The 20661-nt window shown below is 68.5% G+C and carries 22 protein-coding genes, 2 tRNA genes and 1 pseudogene; 16 read left to right on the top strand and 9 right to left on the bottom strand.

What is annotated here, in order from left to right:
- Positions 1-2: 2 nt before the first annotated feature.
- The 4 genes from ACFQRD_RS13335 to ACFQRD_RS13320 all read right to left on the bottom strand — a co-directional run bounded on the left by ACFQRD_RS13335 (position 3) and on the right by ACFQRD_RS13320 (position 1879).
- Positions 3-245, bottom strand: a complete 243-nt coding sequence (locus ACFQRD_RS13335; RefSeq protein ID WP_377804517.1) for a hypothetical protein — start codon at positions 243-245, stop codon at positions 3-5.
- Between the two features lie 47 nt (positions 246-292).
- On the bottom strand, positions 293-664 hold the full coding sequence (locus tag ACFQRD_RS13330) for a nuclear transport factor 2 family protein (RefSeq protein ID WP_377017489.1): 372 nt from the start codon (positions 662-664) through the stop codon (positions 293-295).
- 74 nt (positions 665-738) lie between these two features.
- Entirely contained in the window at positions 739-1266 is a 528-nt protein-coding gene (locus ACFQRD_RS13325; protein WP_377804515.1) for a GNAT family N-acetyltransferase, read from the bottom strand.
- Between the two features lies 1 nt (position 1267).
- Positions 1268-1879, bottom strand: coding sequence for a dihydrofolate reductase family protein (locus tag ACFQRD_RS13320; protein WP_377804536.1), 612 nt, complete (start codon positions 1877-1879; stop codon positions 1268-1270).
- A 259-nt stretch (positions 1880-2138) separates the two neighbouring features.
- Here ACFQRD_RS13320 and ACFQRD_RS13315 point away from each other — a divergent pair.
- The 4 genes and pseudogenes from ACFQRD_RS13315 (at position 2139) to ACFQRD_RS13300 (ending at position 4824) form a co-directional block, all read left to right on the top strand.
- Positions 2139-3327, top strand: a pseudogene (locus ACFQRD_RS13315) (IS3 family transposase).
- A 200-nt stretch (positions 3328-3527) separates the two neighbouring features.
- The gene (locus ACFQRD_RS13310; protein ID WP_377017496.1) at positions 3528-3713 is read left to right on the top strand and encodes a hypothetical protein; all 186 of its coding nucleotides are present in this window, start codon (positions 3528-3530) and stop codon (positions 3711-3713) included.
- A 222-nt stretch (positions 3714-3935) separates the two neighbouring features.
- The gene (locus tag ACFQRD_RS13305; protein ID WP_377017498.1) at positions 3936-4415 is read left to right on the top strand and encodes a DUF4383 domain-containing protein; all 480 of its coding nucleotides are present in this window, start codon (positions 3936-3938) and stop codon (positions 4413-4415) included.
- Between the two features lie 268 nt (positions 4416-4683).
- Complete coding sequence (locus tag ACFQRD_RS13300; protein WP_377792864.1) at positions 4684-4824, top strand: hypothetical protein; 141 nt, start codon at positions 4684-4686, stop codon at positions 4822-4824.
- A 547-nt stretch (positions 4825-5371) separates the two neighbouring features.
- Here ACFQRD_RS13300 and ACFQRD_RS13295 read toward each other — a convergent pair.
- Positions 5372-5453: transfer RNA gene (locus ACFQRD_RS13295), tRNA-Leu, on the bottom strand.
- A 146-nt stretch (positions 5454-5599) separates the two neighbouring features.
- Between ACFQRD_RS13295 and ACFQRD_RS13290 the strand changes: the two genes are divergently transcribed.
- Together ACFQRD_RS13290 and ACFQRD_RS13285 are read left to right on the top strand one after the other, a co-directional pair.
- On the top strand, positions 5600-6355 hold the full coding sequence (locus ACFQRD_RS13290) for an SDR family oxidoreductase (protein WP_377017502.1): 756 nt from the start codon (positions 5600-5602) through the stop codon (positions 6353-6355).
- A gap of 132 nt (positions 6356-6487) precedes the next feature.
- Positions 6488-6985, top strand: coding sequence for a hypothetical protein (locus tag ACFQRD_RS13285; protein ID WP_377804513.1), 498 nt, complete (start codon positions 6488-6490; stop codon positions 6983-6985).
- 102 nt (positions 6986-7087) lie between these two features.
- On the opposite strand, the gene ACFQRD_RS13280 is transcribed toward ACFQRD_RS13285, so the two are convergent.
- Positions 7088-7504, bottom strand: coding sequence for a YchJ family protein (locus ACFQRD_RS13280; protein ID WP_377017506.1), 417 nt, complete (start codon positions 7502-7504; stop codon positions 7088-7090).
- Between the two features lie 136 nt (positions 7505-7640).
- Between ACFQRD_RS13280 and ACFQRD_RS13275 the strand changes: the two genes are divergently transcribed.
- The gene (locus ACFQRD_RS13275; protein WP_377017508.1) at positions 7641-8096 is read left to right on the top strand and encodes a GNAT family N-acetyltransferase; all 456 of its coding nucleotides are present in this window, start codon (positions 7641-7643) and stop codon (positions 8094-8096) included.
- A 74-nt stretch (positions 8097-8170) separates the two neighbouring features.
- Positions 8171-8755, top strand: a complete 585-nt coding sequence (locus ACFQRD_RS13270; RefSeq protein ID WP_377804511.1) for a sugar O-acetyltransferase — start codon at positions 8171-8173, stop codon at positions 8753-8755.
- A gap of 56 nt (positions 8756-8811) precedes the next feature.
- On the opposite strand, the gene ACFQRD_RS13265 is transcribed toward ACFQRD_RS13270, so the two are convergent.
- Entirely contained in the window at positions 8812-9708 is an 897-nt protein-coding gene (locus ACFQRD_RS13265) for an NAD-dependent epimerase/dehydratase family protein (protein WP_377017512.1), read from the bottom strand.
- 196 nt (positions 9709-9904) lie between these two features.
- Here ACFQRD_RS13265 and ACFQRD_RS13260 point away from each other — a divergent pair.
- The 7 genes from ACFQRD_RS13260 (at position 9905) to ACFQRD_RS13230 (ending at position 15331) form a co-directional block, all read left to right on the top strand.
- Positions 9905-9978, top strand: a tRNA-Lys gene (locus ACFQRD_RS13260).
- A gap of 239 nt (positions 9979-10217) precedes the next feature.
- Positions 10218-10787: a hemerythrin domain-containing protein gene (locus ACFQRD_RS13255; RefSeq protein WP_377017514.1), complete on the top strand. Its 570-nt coding sequence runs from the start codon at positions 10218-10220 to the stop codon at positions 10785-10787.
- 229 nt (positions 10788-11016) lie between these two features.
- Positions 11017-11505: a substrate-binding periplasmic protein gene (locus tag ACFQRD_RS13250; protein WP_377017516.1), complete on the top strand. Its 489-nt coding sequence runs from the start codon at positions 11017-11019 to the stop codon at positions 11503-11505.
- A gap of 53 nt (positions 11506-11558) precedes the next feature.
- Positions 11559-12515, top strand: a complete 957-nt coding sequence (locus ACFQRD_RS13245) for a cation transporter (protein WP_377017623.1) — start codon at positions 11559-11561, stop codon at positions 12513-12515.
- Between the two features lie 61 nt (positions 12516-12576).
- Positions 12577-13773 (top strand): zinc-dependent alcohol dehydrogenase, encoded by a 1197-nt coding sequence (locus ACFQRD_RS13240; protein WP_377017518.1) that lies wholly within the window; start codon positions 12577-12579, stop codon positions 13771-13773.
- Positions 13774-13931: 158 nt separating this feature from the next.
- Entirely contained in the window at positions 13932-14831 is a 900-nt protein-coding gene (locus tag ACFQRD_RS13235) for an SDR family oxidoreductase (RefSeq protein ID WP_377017520.1), read from the top strand.
- A gap of 263 nt (positions 14832-15094) precedes the next feature.
- Positions 15095-15331: an acyl carrier protein gene (locus tag ACFQRD_RS13230; RefSeq protein WP_377017522.1), complete on the top strand. Its 237-nt coding sequence runs from the start codon at positions 15095-15097 to the stop codon at positions 15329-15331.
- Between the two features lie 181 nt (positions 15332-15512).
- On the opposite strand, the gene ACFQRD_RS13225 is transcribed toward ACFQRD_RS13230, so the two are convergent.
- Positions 15513-17825: a heavy metal translocating P-type ATPase gene (locus ACFQRD_RS13225; protein WP_377017524.1), complete on the bottom strand. Its 2313-nt coding sequence runs from the start codon at positions 17823-17825 to the stop codon at positions 15513-15515.
- A 99-nt stretch (positions 17826-17924) separates the two neighbouring features.
- Positions 17925-18140 carry a heavy-metal-associated domain-containing protein gene (locus ACFQRD_RS13220; protein ID WP_377017526.1) on the bottom strand — a complete coding sequence of 72 codons (216 nt, stop codon included), beginning with the start codon at positions 18138-18140 and terminating at the stop codon, positions 17925-17927.
- Positions 18141-18438: 298 nt separating this feature from the next.
- Between ACFQRD_RS13220 and ACFQRD_RS13215 the strand changes: the two genes are divergently transcribed.
- Positions 18439-20643 carry a heavy metal translocating P-type ATPase gene (locus ACFQRD_RS13215; protein WP_377017528.1) on the top strand — a complete coding sequence of 735 codons (2205 nt, stop codon included), beginning with the start codon at positions 18439-18441 and terminating at the stop codon, positions 20641-20643.
- Positions 20644-20661 lie beyond the last annotated feature (18 nt).

The following is a 20661-nucleotide window of genomic DNA, read 5'->3' as shown; positions in this document are numbered from 1 at the left end:
TCTCATCGAAGGACCGCTACACCACTACCCGGGACTTGACCGTAGCGAGCCGCACGAGCGGTGAAGCCCGGCAGATCCTCGACGAAGAGCGTGACTCGAGAGCGCCCCGCACCTTCTGGATCGAGCTCGGTGTAGATGTGACATAGATCAGACATTGTCCAGACGCGCCCGGTCTCATTCGGCGCGAATGCCGGAGCACCAAAGAACGCCTCGAACCCGCTTTCAGCGACATCGAGGTCGCTCACGGCCAAGCCTGCGAACAATCGCGCGCCGGAGAGTTCGGGTGCCACACTCACCAGACGTCCCCCTCGGCCAGCGGAACGACCCAGGCCCGGCGCTCACAGATCAGACCTTCTCGCATCACGAAGACCTCTGCCATGGCCAACCGCTTCATCGATCCATCCGGTTGGGGCACACGCCCCCGAAGCTCAGCCATGATCGTCTCGTGCTCTTCCACCATCCGCACCACCTCCAGCTCGGGGTCTCCAGCAAACCCCGGGCCCTCGATGGCGGCATCATAGGCAGCCTTTCCTTCCAGTACGAAAGCGCCAAATACCGTCCAACGGATGTCATCGGTCAAGCAGGCCAAGATCTGATCATGATCCGTGCGCCGGAAACCATCGAGATAACGCTCTACGGTCTGCTTGTTAGGACTCGTTTCCATGTGATTCTTCCTCCTCGTCGCAGCGATTATGCTGCCTCGTCGTCACCGGGCTGCCGAAAGGTGTCCGGCACAACTCATGCGCCGTTCAAATCGACATGCATCTCGAAGTTTGGCACCAGGATGCCACGGACTATGTTGATACGGTTCTCACGGTCAACCACGAAGCCGCTCCGCGCGAAGGCAGCTCGTGCGCCACGACTCGCTCGGGTGGTGACACGCGTGCACCCACGCCGTCGCGCTTCAGCCAGCGCCGCCGCGATCAGCTCCTGGGCGACGCCGCGTCCGCCGACTCGGGGAGCGACGAACAGCATGTCCACCTCGGCTTCGTCGGTTAGGTCGCAGAAACCCACGAGCGCGCCCTCCCACTCGGCCACGATCGTCCAGGCACGCGAGCGAGCAGGGGCCCAAGTTGCCACATCCAGTTGTGGAGGACACCATGCGTTGATCTGATCTGATCTGATCTGATCTGATCGGGGCGGTAGTGTGCCGACGCGGTCTCTCGGATGGCGCGCACGTAGACCTTGAGGGTGTGCTGTGCATCCGCGCCGCGATATCGTCTGATCTTCAGCGGCAACTGAGCACCGTGAGCGGCTTCGAGACAACTCACCCTACTGCCGAGACACCCTCGTAGGCCGCGAAATCCGGCCTCCCCCGCGTCTCGAAGACCTGGATGGTCAGCCCCTGAGGTGTCGTGCGGCTGCTCATGAGTTCGAAGCCGAGCGGGGCCGCGCCATCGGGGAACAGCCGTCGGCCCTGCCCTACGACCACGGGCGCTACGACCAACCGCAGCTCGTCGACGAGGCCGGCCGAGAATAGGCTCTGGGCCAGCGACGAGCTACCGTGCACCTGCAGGTCGCGGCCTGGTTGGGCTTTGAGGCCAGCGATCTGCGCCTCAACATCCCCGGTCAAGATGGTGGTGGGATTCCACTCGCCGTCAGCAAGGGTCTGCGTAGCGACATACTTCGGCAGATTGTTCATCCGCACTGCGAAGGGGTCCGCGGGATCAGTGATCTGGGGCCAGTCACGGGCAAACGCCTCGTAGGTGCGTCGGCCGAGCAGGAGCGCATCGGCATGCTCCAACCAGTCGGAAGCCTGATCCACGAATGTTGCGTCCATGTGCGGTACCAGCCACCCGCCTCGTGTGAATCCTCCGCTGGGATCCTCCTGCGGCGAGCCTGGGCCTTGCGAGACCCCGTCTAGACTCACGAACTGCATAACGGTCAACTTCATTGTGGAACTCCTTCTGGATGAGAGCCGTGCCGTACACCATGCCGCGATCGCCGCAGCGACACAACGGACGTCGCTCCTAGACTTTGAGGCAAGCGACGCACCGGAACATCCGCCATCAAGGTCGATCAGCATCACCCAATCGGGCGATAGTGACGCACTGCTGGGACTGCCGCACGGGACTGCTGCACGGATAGGTGACATCTGATCTGGCTTGCCCGCTGGGCGGCCAGGAAGGATGTGCACCGTGCCCGCTCCCTATCCCCAGGAGTTCCGCGACGATGTCGTGCGAGTGGCCCGGTCCCGCGAGGACGGCGTCACGATCGCGCAGATCGCCAAGGACTTCGGCGTCCACGAGATGACGCTGCAGAAATGGCTGCGCCAAGCCGACATCGAGGACGGCAACCGGCCCGGCAAGACCCGCGAGGAGTCGGCCGAGCTGCGTGATGCCCGTAAGCGGATCCGGCTGCTGGAGCAGGAGAACGAGGTCCTCCGCCACGCAGCGGCCTAGCTGTCCCAGGCGAACCTGCCGTCAAAAGGCTCTACCCGCTCGTGAGCGAGCTCGCCGCCGACAAGATCCGTGTCGCGGTGTCCCTGCGGGTGCTGAAGCTCTCCCGCCAGCCCTACTACCGCTGGCGGAAACAACAGGTCACCGAGACCGAGCTGATCGAGGCCTACCGTGCGAACGCGCTGTTCGACGCGCACCGCGACGACCCCGAGTTCGGGCACAGATTCCTCGCCGGTGAAGCGGCCGAGCGTGGCGAGGTCGTCTGTGAGCGGACCGCGTGGAGGACCTGCCGGGACAATCAGTGGTACTCCGCCTTCGGGAAAAGCGGGGGAAGAATGGCAAGAGGCCGGGCCCGCCCGTGCACGATGACCTCGTCAAGCGGGACTTCACCGCCGATGACGTCAACGAGCTGTGGCTGACCGACATTCTCCCGCAAGCGGGAGGTGCCCCCTCCGAGCACCCCACCGATGAGGGCAAGCTCTACCTCTGCGCGATCAAAGACGCGTTCTTCGGGCGGATCGTCGGCTACTCGATGGACTCGCGGATGAAAGCCCGCCTCGCAGTGAACGCCCTGGACAGCGCCGCATCGCGACGGGGTGACACAGTGGAATGCATCGTGCATTCCGACCGCGGGTCGCAGTTTCGGGCGCGGAAGTTCGTGCGCGCTCTCAACTGTCATCACCTCATCGGATCGATGGGCCAAGTCGGTGCCGCCGGGGACAACGCGGCCATGGAATCGTTCTTTGCTCTACTGCAGAAGAACGTGCTGAACCGGCGTCGCTGGCGGACCCGCGAGGAGCTCCGGATCGCGATCATCAGCTGGATCGAACGCACCTATCACCGACGCCGCCGGCAGGCCCGCCTGGGCCGATTGACCCCCATCGAATACGAGACCATCATGAACCCGACCGTCACCCTGGCGGCATAACACCGCAACTGTCACCTATCCGTGCAGCAGTCCCTTCCAGCGATGATCAGGCACCAGCAGAGCGGTGAGGACGGAGCCGTTCTTGCGGGTGCGACTCGTCTCCCCCCTCGACGACCGAGTCGTCCTCCGGGAAGCCCCCGCTCTCCGAACCCCCGCCGGGAGAGGGGGGGTGTTCTGCGTGGTGGAGCTATGATCGCGTCATGGATCCCGCACTCGTAGGGGCACTGACGATGTTGCTTGTCTGGGCGATCGTAGTGCTCGGTGCTGTGCTGCTACTGATCGAGGCGTACTGGCTCGCCCGAGGGGCCGCCGCTGGACGATTCCAGCACGTGATCTCGTGCGTCCACCCAAAGGGCAACGACCTGGACCCTGTCGGCTTGCAGTGAGGTCTCCCGGCCGCCCCCGGATCTCCAGTCTTCCGGCTCGTTTTCATTCCGATCGGTCGGCTCCTTTGAGCCCACCGCCCACCTGGGGCTAGGTTGTGACTCAGTACACGCAGTCGACAGGATGATCAGTGTGCACTCGCTGTCATCGAAGCTCCCGTAGACGTCACGCTTCTCGTGCCCTCGCGGCACCTGAGCGAGGCTCACGCGATCGGAGGATTGTTGATGAATACCCCTGACCGCTCTCCCACTGTGAATGATCTCGGCCGTACTCCAGTACAGATCGCGGCTCTGGTGTACGGTGTCGTGTTTTTCCTCGTCGGGATAGCCGGGTTTATCCCCGGCCTGACCACCGACGTCGGCTCGATGCAGTTTGCGGGGCATCATTCTGAAGCGATGCTACTGGGCATTTTCCAGGTCTCGATCCTGCACAACGTCGTGCACCTGCTGTACGGCGTAGCAGGGGTCGCCCTAGCCAGCCGCGCATCACTCGCCCGCCTCTATTTGCTGATCGGCGGCATCGTCTACCTGGTGCTGTGGATCTACGGCCTCGTCATCGGCGAGGAGTCGATGGCCAACTTCGTGCCGCTGAACACCGCCGATAACTGGCTCCATTTCGTCCTCGGCGTCACCATGATCGCGCTGTCGTTCCTCCCTCGCCGTCGACCAGGCCGCGCCGTCACCGCGACCCAGCACGACGGGTAATCGAGAGGGTTTCGACGCCTGAGCCCACCGACCCGCTCTGCGTCTCTATGGCACCGCGGAACGGCTCAACCTGGTCGAGTAGGCCACCGGGCCGCGACAGGCGCGTTGAACAAGCAATATGGCCCGCCCGTCTGACACCGCACCACCACACTGAATGGAGAACATCATGCTGAAAATGCTGAGCGACCTCGGGCTGAGGTCGGATCATATGTACACCGCTGGTTTTGCGTCGATCGGCCTGACGGTCGCCCAGTGGACAATGTCCGCCATGAAGTCCAGTGACTCGCGCGCTCAGGCCGACCGCTGGGGGCTATTCGTCGGTCAATGGGCGCCAACATTCTTCGTGCTGGGCGTCGCTATGAAGCTCGAGGAGCAGCGCTCACTGCCCGCCCTTGGGAAGAAGGGCTAGCAGCTACCGCGCGTCGTAGCAGTGGAAGGTGGGGGCGAAACGAATTGCCCCCACCTTCCGCTCGTCCCGCAGCAACCCAAGACCACGCCACAAAGCAGTCCGACATGGCACCCCGCGGCACCCTGCTGATGCCCGGGAGTTGCTATGTCCGATAACAACGGATCCATCCTCTGATCCCAACCCGTTCAGGCACCGACGCAGATCCCAGCGCGTCGGCATTCAAACCCGTTCACCAGCAATTAATTTGCAATCGGCCCCGGCTCACTGAGGCAACGTCGTGTCGAGCTTGGAGTGCACCGAACGGGCATCGGGCCCTCGACCGTGAGCTGATACTGGTTCACCAGCCCGTGCACGATCCGCACGGCGGCCTGATGCGCGGAGAAGACAGCGAGGTCGCTCATGGGGGCCAGCATGCCGCGAGGGCCAGACAACCATGAGTGCCCATCGCGGTCGTACCCCAGGGGGTGCAGTGCCCATTCCGTGCCCACCACGCCTGTGCAGTCCCGACTGCAGTCGGGAAGTGTGAGGTCAGAGACGAAAGGCTGCGTGCGCGAGAAGGGACTCGAACCCTCACGCCCTCAGGCACTGGAACCTAAATCCAGCGCGTCTACCAGTTCCGCCACTCGCGCGCCCGCCCAGCTTATCGGCCACCGGGGGATGCTCCGGTAGGCTCGGGGAGCTGGTGGCGCGATGCACTCGGCCCGTCCCCGGAGGGTGCGGCCGCTCGCCCCTCGTCATCTCGAATCCTCACCACGAATCATCACAGGAGTTGCTCATGAGCGCCCTCGCAGGCAAGACCGCCGTCGTCACCGGATCCTCCCGCGGAGTCGGCGCCGCCACCGCGAAGCTGCTCGCCGAGCAGGGCGCCAACGTGGTCATCAACTACCGCCAGAAGGCACCCCGCGCCAACAAGGTCGTCGGCGAGATCGAGCAGGCCGGCGGCTCGGCAATCGCCGTCGGCGCCGACCTCACCGAGACCGAGGGCGTGCGCGCCCTCATGCAGGCCGCGGTCGACACCTACGGCAGCCTGGACCTGCTGGTCCTGAACGCCTCCGGCGGCATGGAGGCCGACCTCGGCGAGGATTACGCGATGCGCCTGAACCGCGACGCCCAGAACGACGCACTCAGCGCCGGCCTCGAGCACCTCTCGACCGGCGGCCGGGTGGTCTTCGTGACCAGCCACCAGGCGCACTTCATCGACGACGTCGAGACCATGCCGGAGTACGAGCAGGTCGCGCGTTCCAAGCGCGCCGGCGAGACCGCGCTGACCGCACGGATCGACGAGATGTCCGCCCGGGGCGTCTCCTTCGTCGTCGTCTCCGGCGACATGATCGAGGGCACCGTCACCGCGACCCTGCTGAACCGTGCCCGCCCGGGCGCCCTGGAGCAGCGCCGCGAGGCCGCCGGCAAGCTGTACTCGGTCGAGGAGTTCGCCGCCGAGGTCGCGCGCATGGCCACGGCGGACGTTCCGACGGGGCACATCGAGCTCGTCGGTGGGGCAGAGGACTTCCTCGCCCGCACCCGCGGCTGACCCGCGCCCTCGGCTGACCAGTCACGCGGCGGAGGATTCCGAGCGGCACGCCTGCTCGCGATACGATCGGCGCAATCAAGCCCTGACGACCCCCCGGAGGCAGTGGTGGCCAAGAAGAAGAGCCTGGACGACATGCGCGACGAGGCCTATCGCCGGCAGGACAACCTCGCGTCGGACATCGATGAGCTGGTCGACCGTGTGAACCCCAAGAACGCGGTCACCCGCTGGAAGAACGAACTCGTCGGTTCGATGAAGGGTTTTTCCGCCGCCGGTGACGAGAAGACCCCCGTGACGCTCCCGGTAGCGATCGCGGGCGGCGTCATCGGCGTGGTCCTCATCGGTGCAGGCGTCACGGCGGCGATCGTCCTGTCCGGCGGCGACGGGAAGGCGCCCGAGGCGGCGCAGAAGAAGGCCGGCACAGCGGCCACGAAGAAGACAGCGGCGGCCAGGCGTGACGTCGCCGGTGCCAAGAAGGCCGTGACGAAGAAGGCTGCTCGCACCACGGGGAAGGCCAAGGCGACGACGGCCGCCACGGTCGCACCCGTCAGGACGAAGGCAGACCGCGCTGCGCGGAAGACGCGTGCCGCCGCGAAGCACGGCGCGAAGCAGGCCCGCAGAGCGCGTCGCTGAACCGGCCCGACCACCGGGCCCGACCCGCTGATATCCGGCACTCGGCGCCGGCCGCCCCGCGCGGCCGGCGCCGATGAGTCTCTGCAGCCTCGACGGCTGCCTCTACAGCGCACCGTCGACGTACAGCCAGCTGCCGTCCTCCCGGACGAAACGGGAGACCTCGTGCTGCTCCTGGCGGCCCTGTGGCGTGCGCGCGATGGCGGTGAACTCCACGGTCCCCTCGCGGTCGAACGGGCCGCCCCCGGTCGTCTCACCGAGCTCCAGCCGCAGCCATCGCACGTCGGCCGCGACGGACTCCGCGAGGTCGCCGCGGTCGGGGCGCCGGGTGGGATGCCAGGTACGCAGCAGATGGTCCACGTGCCGTATCGCGAAGGCCGTGTACCGCGAGCGCATCAGCGCCACCGCCGTGGCTGCTCGCCGCCGCTCGCTCAGCACGGGCCCGCAGCACGCACCGAAGGTGTCACCGGTGCCGCACGGGCAGCGCGAATCGTCGGCCGGGGGAGTGGACGGAGCGCTCATCCCACGAGTATCGCCGAGACCGCCATGCGCCGATCCCAGCGAGTGCCGGTGGCAGTGCGTGCCTGTGTCCGGTGTGACCCGGCCGAGCTGCACCGGTGCCCGCAGATCGCGGGATCGCGGATGGCAGGATCGGAGCATGCCCGAACGTCACTCCGCACCAGGCGAGCACCACCACGTCGACCTCCCCTCCGGGTACCGCCTCCTGAACGAGCCGCCCACGAGCGATGAGTACGTGCGCCTGCGGCAGATCGTCGGGCTGAGCCCACGCACCCATGCACAGGCCGCCGGTGCGCTGAGGGCCAGCTGGGCCTGGACCACCGTGCGCACCGACGACGACGCCCTCGCCGCGATGGGCAGGGTGCTGAGCGATGGCACCTGGTACTTCCACCTCGCCGACATCGCCACGGACCCCGACCATCAGCGTCAGGGCCTCGGCCGCGCCGTGATGGAGGAGCTCATCGCCCGGATCGATGCCGCCGCGCCGCCGAATCCGTACATCACCCTGCTCGCCGATCCACCCGGGCAGAAGCTCTACCGCTCCCTGGGCTTCGTGGACTCCGCGCCGAGCCTGGGGATGCGCCTGCCGCGCTGACCCCGGTGCCGTGCCGGCCGCGCGGAGCATCCCGACCGGTACGACCGCTCGCTGCTTCCGCCTAGGCTCGGATCATGCAGAGCTTCCATGTCGACGAGAACGACCAGCGCTCCCCGCTGGAGAAGATGAGGGCCGGGGACTGGTACCTCGCCGATGATCCTGCGATCCAGACGGCCTATCGCCGGGCACTGGCCCTCTCGGCGCGCTTCAACCGCGACTACGCCGAGGACCCCGACACAGCCCAGGAGATCCTCGGTGATCTTCTCGGCACGTTCGGCAGGGGCGCGCATGTGCGAGCCCCGCTGTACCTCGACTACGGGAGCAACCTGCATATCGGTGCGGGCACCTTCGTCAACTATCACCTGACGGCACTGGACGTGGTCGAGATACGCATCGGTGACAACTGTCAGCTCGGGCCCAACATCCAACTGCTCACTCCCGTCCACCCGCTCGAACCCGAGCCGCGTCGCCAGGGATGGGAGGCGGCCGAGCCGATCACCGTCGGCGACAACGTCTGGATCGGCGGAGGCGCGACCATCCTGCCGGGAGTCAGCATCGGCGCGGACTCCGTGATCGGGGCGGGAGCGGTCGTCACCAGGGACGTCCCTGCCCGCAGCGTCGCCGTCGGCAGCCCGGCGCGGGTCGTGCGGACGCTCTGACCGGCTCCGGCCACGACGGCGGAGGCGTCCGATATCGAGGCTCCGATCGGGCCGCGTCAGCGGCGGGACCAGCCCGGGGTCGAGGGGCCGATCGTCGGCCACCATCCGGTCTCCGACATGAAGCGCACCGAGGAGACGCGCAGCGAACGCCGCTGCGTGTCCAGCCGGGTGCCGACGATCGCCTGGGTGATCTCCGGGTAGAACTTCGCGGGCTGATCGACACCGGCCTCCATGGCCAGGTCCTTCGCCCAGCGCCGACGGGGGATCGGCTCCCCGCCGACGTTGTAGAAGCCGCTGTCCGCGCGCAGGGCCGCCACGAAGGCGCGGCCGGCGTCGGTGTGGTGCAGCAGCGTCACGTATCCATCGGGCCGGCCCAGCAGGATCGGGTCCCCCGAGCGGGTGGCCTTCAGCGCGTAGGTGGTGTGCGGGTCACGGCCGAACAGCTGGCCCAGGCGCAGCACCACGCTGCTGCGACCGGAGGTCGCGAAGTCCACCGCGGCCCGCATCTCCTTCACCCGCGGGCGGAACGCCTGGTTGTGGACGCTGAGCGGCTGATCCTCGGTGATCCAGTCCGACCCGTTGTCCGGGTACAGGAAGATGGTGGACTCCTGGATCAGCTTGCGCACGCCGGCCTCGGCGGCCGCCTTGGCGATCGCGACGGACGCCTCGAGGTGGAGCTTGTCGTCTTCCCGCCAGGCCAGGGGGCGCAGCCCGGCCATGCCGACGGGCACGTGGGCGAGGGTGTTGATGACGACGTCGTGACCGCGGAAGGCACGGGCGAGGTCGGAGGCGTCGAACACGTCGGCGACGACGGCCGCGCCGCCTCGTCCCTCGACGATCGGTACGCCGGAATCGCGGCGGGTGATCCCGGTGACCTCGTGTCCGGCGGCGACCAGAGCCTCCACCGCCTCCTGCCCGAGCACACCCGTGGCACCGGTGACCGCGATCCTCACTCCGACCTCCTCCGCCGAGCGTCCACCGGACCCTCGCGCGCCGACATTCCTGGGATGGTCGAGTCTAGGCGATTCCTGGATGCCCGGCCGCTCCGTCTGTACGAGGCGGAACCAGCCGGTGACCTGTTCGCTCGCTCACAGAGCGCCCGCCCACCTTGGACGTGAGGGGATGAGCGGGTAAAGTCTTCATCTGTTCGCGCCATTAGCTCAGTTGGTTAGAGCAGCTGACTCTTAATCAGCGGGTCCGGGGTTCGAGTCCCTGATGGCGCACCCGCGAGAGAGGCCCCACCGGATCGGTGGGGCCTCTTCGCATCTCTACAGGTCGACCTGGTCCGAGGGCGGCGCCGATCGATCCGCGCCCCGTGCGTCCGATGATGGGCCTGCGCCCGAACGACCGCCGGGTCGGGAAGGTGTTCTTCACGCCACACGGGCGTTAGCGTCGGCCACGAGAGTCCGGCCCCGTCAGCGGGGCCCGGTCGTGCCCGCACACCACCCGACGGAGGGACACCGTGACCGAGACGCAGAGTTCGCAGCAGGACGTCGTCGACGTTCTCACCGCCGACCATCACGCCATGCTGGACCTGCTGCGGCAGATCCAGGGAAACCCCGACCCGCAGGAGCGCCGGGACACCGCCGATACCGTGATCGCCGAGGTCATGCGTCACTCGGTGGCGGAGGAGATGATCGTCTACCCCGCGGTGCAGAAGCACGTCCCCGGCGGCGACGAAGAGGTCGAGCACGACAAGCAGGAGCACGACGAGCTCGTCGACGTGATGAAGCAGCTCGAGGACGTCGACGCCTCCGGCGCCGAGTTCCTCGACCTCATCAAGACCTTCGAGGACAAGCTCGACCACCACGTCCACGACGAGGAGGACGAGCAGTTCCCGAAGCTGCGGGAGAACATCCCCCAGGGGGAGCTCGTGGAGATGGCGGAGAAGGTCGAGAAGGCGAAGCAGGCCGCTCCGACCCGGCCGCACCCGAACGCACCGCACTCGGAGCTGTTCCACAAGTCCGTCGGCCCGGGCGTCGGCATGGTCGATCGCCTGCGCGACAAGCTCACCGGCCGCAACACCGACTGACGACCCCACGGCGCCCGCCTCCGACGCGGCCTGACCGGGCGCGTCGGAGGCGGGCGTGCGTCCGGCGAGCCCTCGCTCCGGTGCGGGCCTCGCGGTGCGTGGACCCGGCTCGTGGATCTACCTCCCGGTCCGTCCCGCCGCTGAGGGACGCAGCAGCGGCCGTGGTGTGCCTACAGTGTCCCGGTGCAGGGCCGGTCGGGGCATGACCGGCCGCATCGGAGGAGATTTCATGCTGAGCACACGGATCACACGATTCCTGGTCCTCATCGGGATGCTGGTCATCGCCGCGACCGGATGCCAGGGCCACTTCCCCGCAGACGCGCAGGGAACGCTCGACCGCGCCACCGGCGGTGAGCTGCGCGTCGGGATCAGCGAGAACCCGCCGTTCACCGAGGTCGGTCCCGAGGGTGAGGTCAGCGGCTCCGAGGTGGAGCTGGTGAGCGAGTACGCCGAGTCCATCGACGCCGAGATCACCTGGGTGCCGGCGGGGGAGAACACCCTTGCCGAGAAGATGAAGGCCGGCCAGCTCGACCTCGTCGTCGGCGGTCTGTCCTCGAAGGCACCCTGGTCCTCGAAGATCGCCCTGACCCGGCCCTATACGACCACCGAGGGTCCCGAGGGCAAGACGGTGAAGATCGTGATGGGTGTACAGCCCGGTGAGAATGCCCTGATGGTCGATCTCGAGCGGTTCCTCGCGAAGGAGGCTGGTGAGCTGTGAGCGAGCATGATGGTGAAGGCGGCGAGGAGGACACCGGTTCGGGCCGCGATGCGATGGGCCAGGAGCAGCGCAAGGCGCTGCAGCGCGCCATCCGCCTGGAATGGATCACGCTGGCGTGGATGTCGGCCACCGTCGCCCTGGTGGCCCTCGTGGCAGGCCAGTCCCAGGCGATGCGGGCGGCCTGGGCCGAGGACATGCTCTCTCTGCTGCCCCCGATCGCCTTCCTGATCGCCACCCGCCGTATTCGCAAGCAGCCCGATCGCCTGCACCCCTACGGATTCCACCGCTCCATCGGGGTCGCCCATCTGGTTGCTGCGCTCGCACTGCTGGTGATGGGCGCGTACCTGTCCATCGACTCGGTCAAGACGCTGGTCACGGTCGAGCGACCCCCGATGGGGCTGACCGTGATCGCCGGTCACGGCATCTGGTCGGGCTGGCTGATGGTGGCCGTCATGGCCGTCACCAGCATCGGACCGGTGGTGCTGGGCCGGATGAAGCTGAAGCTGTCCGAGCCGCTGCACGACAAGGTGCTGTTCGCCGACGCCGACATGAACAAGGCGGACTGGACCACCGCTGTCGCGACGATCGGCGGTGTGCTGGGCGTGGGCCTGGGCCTGTGGTGGGCGGACTCGGTGGGCGCACTGATCGTCTCCGTCTCGATCCTCCGCGACGGCCTGAAGAACCTCCGCTCCTCGATCGGCGGTCTCACCGACACCGAGGCTCGCACCTATGACGACTCCGAGCCGCACCCGCTGACCCTGGAGATCGAGCAGCATGCCGAAGCGGCGCCATGGGTGCGCGAGGCGCGCGCTCGGGTGCGCGACGAGGGCCACGTCTTCCACGCCGAGGTGTTCGTCGTCCCCCATGAGCAGCATGGGGGAGGGGCCGGGAACTGCGCGGAGCTTCGCGATCGGATCCGTGACCTGGACTGGAAGGTCCACGACGTGGTGGTCGCGCCGGTGCCGGAGCTGCCGCCGACCCAGACCTTTCGGTCGACCCTGCGGACGTGAACGCCCCAGGCCTCTACCGTGGAGATCTCCGCACGGATGACATCGAGGCGAGGACACGATCATGAGAGCAGTGACCTGGCAGGGTACCGAGCACGTGAGCGTGGAGGACGTCCCCGACCCCACGATCCAGCAGCCCACCGACGCGGTGATCAGGGTGACCTCCACCGCGATCTGCGGCTCCGATCTCCATCTGTACGACGTGCTCGTCCCGTTCATGAGCCCCGGGGACGTCATCGGCCACGAGCCGATGGGGATCGTCGAGGAGGTCGGCCAGGACGTCACTCACGTCCGGCCCGGTGATCGCGTCGTGGTCCCCTTCAACATCGCCTGCGGCCACTGCGGCATGTGCTCGAGCGGGCTGCAGTCCCAGTGCGAGACCACCCAGGTCACGGAGTACGGCTCCGGGGCGGCCCTGTTCGGCTACTCGAAGCTGTACGGACAGGTCCCCGGCGGCCAGGCCGAATACCTCCGCGTTCCGCACGCCGACTACGGGCTGGTCAAGGTCGGTGCGGAGCTGCCCGACGAGAACTACCTCTTCCTCAGCGACATCCTTCCCACGGCCTGGCAGGGCGTGAAGTACGCCGACGTGCCAGACGGCGGGACCCTGGCCGTGATGGGGCTGGGTCCCGTCGGCCAGCTGGGCGCGCGGATCGGGCGCCATCTCGGTGCTCGTGTGATCGGCGTCGATCCCGTTCCTGAGCGTCGCGCCATGGCCGAGCGTCACGGCATCGAGGTGTTCGACCTCGGCGAGGACACCGTCGACGAGATCCGGGAGCAGACCGGTGGCCGCGGACCCGACGCCGTGCTGGACGCGGTCGGGATGGAAGCCGAGGGGAGCCCGTTCGCGGGCCTGGCCCACTCGCTCGTCGCGAAGCTGCCCAAGGCGATCTCCGGGCCGATGATGGAGCGCGCCGGCGTCGACCGCCTCGCCGCCCTGCACACCTCGATCGACCTCGTCCGCCGGGGCGGGACCGTGTCGCTGTCCGGCGTCTACGGCGGCACCGCCAGCCCGATGCCGCTGCTGACCATGTTCGACAAACAGGTCCAGATGCGCATGGGCCAGTGCAACGTGCGCTCGTGGACCGATGACCTGCTGCCGCTGGTCGAGGACCCCGCCGATCCGCTCGGCGTCGGGGACCTGGTGACCCATCGCCTGCCGCTCGAGGAAGCACCCGTCGGCTACGACCTCTTCCAGAAGAAGCACGACGGGTGCATCAAAGTCGTCCTCGACCCCTCCGGCGCCGCACCGTCCAGCTGATTCGCGACCGGCGGCCGGGCCCGAGCCGGCGGCCACCTGCGGTCCGGCACGTGGTCCCACAGCAGCGTCCCGCGACCGCCCATCGGGCCTCCCAGACCGGCGGCCACGCACACCGTGGCCGTCACGCACAGATGAACCGCACCGAGGAGAGGATCCATATGGCCTCGAACGACCAGCTCGCACTCGTCAATCCCGTCGACCGCTTCCCCGACGTCTCGCCGCCGAAGCAGGACCAGCCCGAACCCGGTCTCGACGCCGAACTGATCCCCGGCACCGACCGCGGTGAGGACACCTACCGCGGCACCGGCCGTCTCGAGGGTCGCAAGGCACTGATCACCGGCGCCGACTCCGGCATCGGCTCCGCCGTCGCCATCGCCTTCGCCCGCGAGGGCGCGGACGTGGCCATGAACTACCTTCCGGCCGAGCAGAAGGATGCCGAGCACGTCGCCGGCGTCATCGAGCAGACCGGTCGCAAGGCGGTGCTGCTGCCCGGTGATCTCTCCGACGCGGCGTTCTGCGCCCAGCTGGTCGAGGACGCCGTGCGCGAGCTCGGAGGCCTGGACGCCCTGGTCAACAATGCCGGGCGCCAGATCGCCATCGAGAGCCTCGAGGATCTCGAGGACGAGCAGTGGGTCAGCACCTACGAGGTCAACATCCACGCGATGTACCGCATCACCAAGGCTGCTCTGAAGCACCTCCCCGCCGGGGGCACGATCGTCAACAGCACCTCCATCCAGGCGTACCAGCCCTCGGAGACGCTGATCGACTACGCCTCGACCAAGGCCGCGATCAACAACTTCACCAAGGGCCTGGCCCAGCAGCTCGCCCCGCGCGGCATCCGCGTCAACGGTGTGGCGCCCGGGCCGATCTGGACGCCGCTGCAGGTCTCCGACGGGCAGCCCAAGGAGGCCCTGCCCGAGTTCGGCAAGAGCACGCCGCTGGGCCGCGCCGGTCAGCCCACCGAGCTGGCCCCGGCCTACGTCTTCCTCACCTCCCCGGAGTCCAGCTACGTGCTGGGGGAGACGCTGAACGTCAACGGCGGAATGCCCTCGCCGTGAGGCGCTGCGGATTTGTGGAATGTCGATGAGACCGCCCGAGAACGGCGCGCCCCGGGGGAGTCGGAGAACGCCGGGGCCACCCGATGGCTTTCGCGAACAAGCAGGCACTGACCACTCGGCAAGGCCTGTGACCTCGATTCGCGGGGCGGGGCTTGTCCGTTCCCGGCGGCGGTGTTAAGCCTGTATCAGCCGGGTTTACCGGTGACACGTCGCTGGAGGTGAATCGCCTGGTGCGCCCTCCGGCCGATCTGAAGGAGGAATGCATGCCTGCTGGACAGACTGGTTTCGACGACGTCACGTTCGACCTGATCTCCGTGCAGTACCACGCACTCAAGGCCGGCCATGATTACGGCCAGTACGTGCGCGATGCGCGAAATGCGGAGCAGGAGGAGATCGCAGCCTTCTTCGAGAAGGTCATGGAACAGGACGCCGAGCGTGCGAAGGAATGCCATCGGTTCCTCCGCGAGCTCGGCGGGACCGACAACACGAGCCCCAACTGAGGGGCAGCCCGAGACTCAGCGGGGAACGCTCATCGGCTTCCGCGATGACGTGACCCCCGGACCGGGCCCGCCCGATCCTCACCACGAAGGCCCTGCCGGCATCCCGGCGGGGCCTTCGCCGTGCCGGCACCGCGATGCAGAGCGCACGCGCAGCGGCAGCTGGGGCCACCTGAGCGCTCGCTCAGCGAGACGCCGGGAGCGAGTCCCCGGCCCGACCCGCGAAGCCGCGCAGGCGCAGGCTGTTGATGACCACGAAGACGCTGGAGAACGCCATCGCCGCCCCCGCCAGCATCGGGTTCAGCAGCCCCAGCGCGGCCAGTGGGATGGCCGCCACGTTGTACGCGAAGGCCCAGAACAGATTGCCCTTGATGACGGCGAGGGTGCGCCGGGAGAGGCGGATGGCGTCGGCCGCGCTGCGGAGATCTCCGCGCACCAGCGTGAGGTCGGCCGCCTCGATCGCGACGTCGGTGCCGGTGCCCATCGCCAGGCCCAGGTCGGCCTGGGCGAGCGCGGCGGCGTCGTTGACGCCGTCACCGACCATCGCCACGACCTTGCCGTCGTTCTGGAGGCGGGAGACCACGTCGATCTTGTCCTGAGGCAGCACCTCGGCGATCACCTCGTCGATGCCGACCTCCGCGGCGATCTGCTGCGCGGCGGCGCGGTTGTCCCCAGTCAGCAGGATCGGTGTCAGTCCCAGCGCGCGGAGCGAGCGGATCGCCTCCGCACTGGTGGGCTTGACAGTGTCGGCGACGACGAGGACTCCCTGCGCCTGTCCCTCCCAGCCGACGATCACGGCGGTGCGGCCCTGACGCTCGGCGTCGGCCTTCGCGGTGGTGAGGGCAGGATCCAGGAGCCCGGCATCCAGCCCGTGCGAGCTCTCGCCCGGGACCGGCTCGGCGAACAGGCCCTCGCGACCGACGAGCACGGTCTTCTCCTCGACGGTGCCGCGCACGCCGCGGCCTTCGAGGTTCTCGAACTCGGCCGGCGTGGGCAGCGTGCCGATCTCCTCGGCGGCGCCGCGCGCGATCGCCCGGGCGATGGGATGCTCGGAGGCGTCCTCGACGGCACCCGCCAGGCGCAGCAGCTCCGCGCGGTCCACGCCGGCGGCGGGGACGACGTCGAGGAGCGTCATGGTGCCCGTGGTGACGGTGCCGGTCTTGTCCAGCACCACGGTGTCGACCCGGCGCGTGGACTCGAGGATCTCAGGGCCCTTGATGAGGATGCCCAGCTGGGCGCCGCGGCCGGTCCCCACCAGCAGCGCGGTCGGGGTGGCCAGGCCCAGCGCGCACGGGCAGGCGATGATCAGGACCGCCACGGCGGCGGTGAAGGCGGCCTCGACGGGGAACCCCGCGACGAGCCAGCCGATCAGCACCAGGACGGCGAGCGTGAGGACGACGGGGACGAAGACCGCCGAGACCCTGTCCGCCAGTCGCTGGACCTCGGCCTTGCCGGACTGCGCCTCCTCGACCATCGCGGCCATCCGCGCCAGCTGGGTGTCGGAGCCGACCCGCGAGGCCCGCACCAGCAGACGGCCGCCGGCGTTGACGGTGGCTCCGGTGACGTCGTCACCCTCGCCCACCTCGACGGGGACCGCTTCGCCGGTCAGCATCGAGACGTCGACCGCGGAGCGCCCGGAGACCACCGTGCCGTCGGTCGCGATCTTCTCGCCGGGACGGACCACGAACTCATCGCCCACGGCCAGCTCGGAGACCGGGATGCGGCTCTCCTCGCCGCCTCGCAGCACGGCCACGTCCTTGGCGCCCATGTCCAGCAGGGCCCGCAGTGCGGCACCGGCCTGTCGTTTGGACCGCTTCTCGAGGTAACGGCCCAGGAGGATGAACATCGTGACCCCGGCGGCCACCTCGAGGTAGATGTTCGCCGCCCCGTCGGACGGCGCGATGCTCAGCTCGAAGCTGTGCCTCATGCCGGGCATGCCTGCCGAGCCCAGGAACAACGCATACAGCGACCACAGGAACGCCGCGGCGGTGCCGACCGAGATCAGCGTGTCCATGGTCGCCGCGCCGTGGCGGAGGTTGACCCAGGCGGCACGGTGGAACGGCCAGCCGGCCCAGACGATGACGGGGGCGGCCAGGGCGAGCGAGGCCCACTGCCAGTAGGTGAACTGCAGCGCCGGGATCATCGCCAGGAGGATGACCGGCACCGAGAGCACCACCGATCCGATCAGCCGCTGTCGCAGCGAAGCGAGTTCCGGATCCTGCTGCTTCTCGCCGTGCGGGTCCTCGTCGGCGGCCGCGGGCTGCGGAAGCGTCGCGGTGTACCCGGTCCGCTCCACTTCGGCCACCAGATCCTCGGGGGAGTAGCCCTCGGGCATCGTGACTCGCGCCTTCTCGGTCGCATAGTTCACCGAGGCGGTCACACCGTCGAGCTTGTTGAGCTTGCGCTCGATCCGGTTGGCGCACGAGGCGCACGTCATCCCGCCGATCTCGAGCTCGATATCGGCGCCGAGGGGCAGCTGGGACGGTGACGTGGGCATGGGGTCCTCTCTCGGGAGGCGGGTTCGAATACGGGAGGTGTGGTCGACTCGGGCGTCCGGTCGTGCCGGGTGACCGGTCGGTTCGCCAGGCTTCGGCTCTCAGGCCCGGGTCGCGGAGTAGCCGGCTTCCTCGACCGCAGCGAGGACGTCGCCGTCCTCGACGGGCTGATCCGAGGTGACGACCAGGTCGCCGGTCTCGTGGCTGACCTCGATGTGCTGGACCCCGGGAATCTCGCCGACCTCCTCACGCACCGACATCTCGCAATGTCCGCACGTCATTCCGGTGACCTGGAATCGGCTCGCGGTCGCGCTCATGAGGCTCTCCTTCGTGTTCTCGGGCGCCGACGGGGTCTCCGGCCGGCGGTCGTCTCTCCACGATTTATACCCCTGGGGGGTATGAAAGGTCAAGCGTGACGAGATTGATCGCGCGGAGCGTGGCGCCAGCTCCTGCCGGGTGCGAGACCTTTCGGGGCCGTTGCCTACGATACCCCTGGGGGGTACGGTGGCGTCGTCGCGGCCGGCGGTCCGACGCCGTCACGCCTTTCGACGCCGTGCCGCCGCCCAGCACGACCCACCGCCCTGCAGGTCCGCGTCGATCAGGAAGGACATGACGATGAGCAGCGTCCCGACTCCCGATGGCGATGCCCGGGCAGATCTGCGCGAGCACGACAGCCACGGGTCCCACGGAGGCAGCGGAGCCCATCACGGGTCCGGCGGCCACGACGAGCACAAGAGCCAGGAGAGCCGCGGGAGCCGCGAGCACCACGGGGATCACCAGGATCACGGGAACCACGGAGGCCACGGGAATGAGGAGGGCCACGGCGGGCACGGCGGGCATGAGGACCACGTCGCGATGTTCCGTCGGCTGTTCCTGATCAGCCTGGTCCTCTCCCTCCCGACAGTCCTGCTCAGCCGCACGTTCGCCGACCTCATCGGCTACACCCTGCCGGCCCTCCCGGGCCTGGCCGCGGTGCCGCCCGTGCTGGGCACGATCATCTTTCTCTGGGGCGGCAGGCCGTTCCTGACCGGAGCGGTCTCGGAGCTCCGCTCCCGCACCCCCGGGATGATGCTCCTGATCGGCATGGCGATCACCGTCGCCTTCGTCGCCTCGCTCGGGGCCAGCCTCGGCCTGCTCTCCTCCGAACTGGACTTCTGGTGGGAGCTGGCCTTCCTCGTCGTGATCATGCTGCTGGGCCACTGGCTGGAGATGCGCTCCCTCGCCCAGACCTCCTCGGCCCTGGACTCCCTGGCCGCCCTCCTGCCCGACGAGGCGGAGAAGCTGGTCGGAGACGATGATGTGGTCAGGGTCGCCCCCTCGGAGCTCCAGCGCGGAGACCACGTCCGGGTCCGTCCGGGCGGGCGCATACCGGCCGACGGCACCGTCGTGGACGGCGAGGCCGATGTCGACGAATCGATGATCACCGGCGAATCCCAGCCCGTCCACCGCGAGGCCGACGCGACGGTGGTCGCCGGCACCGTCGCGACCGACAGCGCCCTGACGGTGCGCATCGACGCCGTCGGTGACGACACCGCGCTGGCCGGCATCCAGAAACTGGTCGCGGACGCACAGTCCTCGAGTACGCGAGCACAGCTGCTGGCCGACAGGGCCGCCGCCCTGCTGTTCTGGTTCGCGCTCGGCGCCGCGCTCCTCACCGCGATCGTGTGGACGCTCGCCGGCAGCCCGGACCTCGCGCTCACCCGGACGATCACCGTGCTGATCATCGCCTGCCCCCACGCCCTCGGCCTGGCGATCCCCCTGGTCGTCTCGATCGCCACCGAGCGCGCCGCCCGCGCCGGGGTGCTGATCAAGGACCGTGCGGCCCTGGAGCGGATGCGCACGGTCGACACGGTCCTGTTCGACAAGACCGGTACCCTGACCAGGGGTGAACCCGCCCTGGCCGACCTCGAGGCGATCGACGGGGACGACGGCGAGCTCCTCGCACTGGCAGCGGCGGCCGAGTCCGAGAGCGAGCATCCGCTGGCGCGCGCAATCATCGCCGCCGCCCGGGAGCGGGAGCTCGAGGTGCCCCGCGCCGAGGATTTCCGCGCCTCCACCGGGGTCGGCGTCACCGCCGACATCCGCGGACGAGCGGTGGCCGTCGGCGGCCCGAAGCTGCTCGAGGAGAACCGGCTCGAACCGATGCCACAGGCCGACCAGTGGTCGGATCGCGGCGACACCGTGCTGCACGTGGTCCTCGACGGTCAGGTCGCCGGCGCCCTCGGCCTCCGCGACCAGGTGCGCGAGGAATCGCGAGAGGCGATCTCAGCCCTGCACGACCGCGAGGTCCGGGTCGCGATGATCACCGGCGACGCACGTCCGGTGGCGGAGGCGGTCGCCGGCGAGCTCGGCATCGACGAGGTCTTCGCCGAGGTCCGTCCGGAGCACAAGAGCGAGAAGGTCGAGGAGCTGCAGCGGCAGGGCCGGACGGTCGCCATGGTCGGAGACGGTGTCAACGATGCGCCGGCACTCGCCCAGGCGGACGTCGGGATCGCGATCGGCGCCGGGACGGATGTCGCGATCTCCTCGGCCGGCGTGGTCCTGGCCTCCGACGACCCTCGCGCAGTGCTCTCGGTCCTGCGTCTGTCCACGGCGGTCTACCGCAAGATGACGCAGAACCTCTGGTGGGCCGCCGGCTACAACATCATCGCGGTGCCGCTGGCCGCGGGCGTGCTCGCCCCGATCGGGTTCATGCTGCCGATGGCCGTCGGCGCTCTGCTGATGTCGGCCTCGACCATCGTGGTCGCCGCCAACGCGCAGCTGCTGCGCCGCCTGGATCTCGACCCACAGGCAGTCGTCGCGGGGGAGACGAAGAGCTGAACGGCGCGACCCGCAGCG

Source organism: Brachybacterium sp. GCM10030268, assembly GCF_042666305.1.
In the GTDB taxonomy this organism is placed as follows: domain Bacteria; phylum Actinomycetota; class Actinomycetes; order Actinomycetales; family Dermabacteraceae; genus Brachybacterium.
This window is presented reverse-complemented; position numbering and strand designations above follow the sequence as displayed.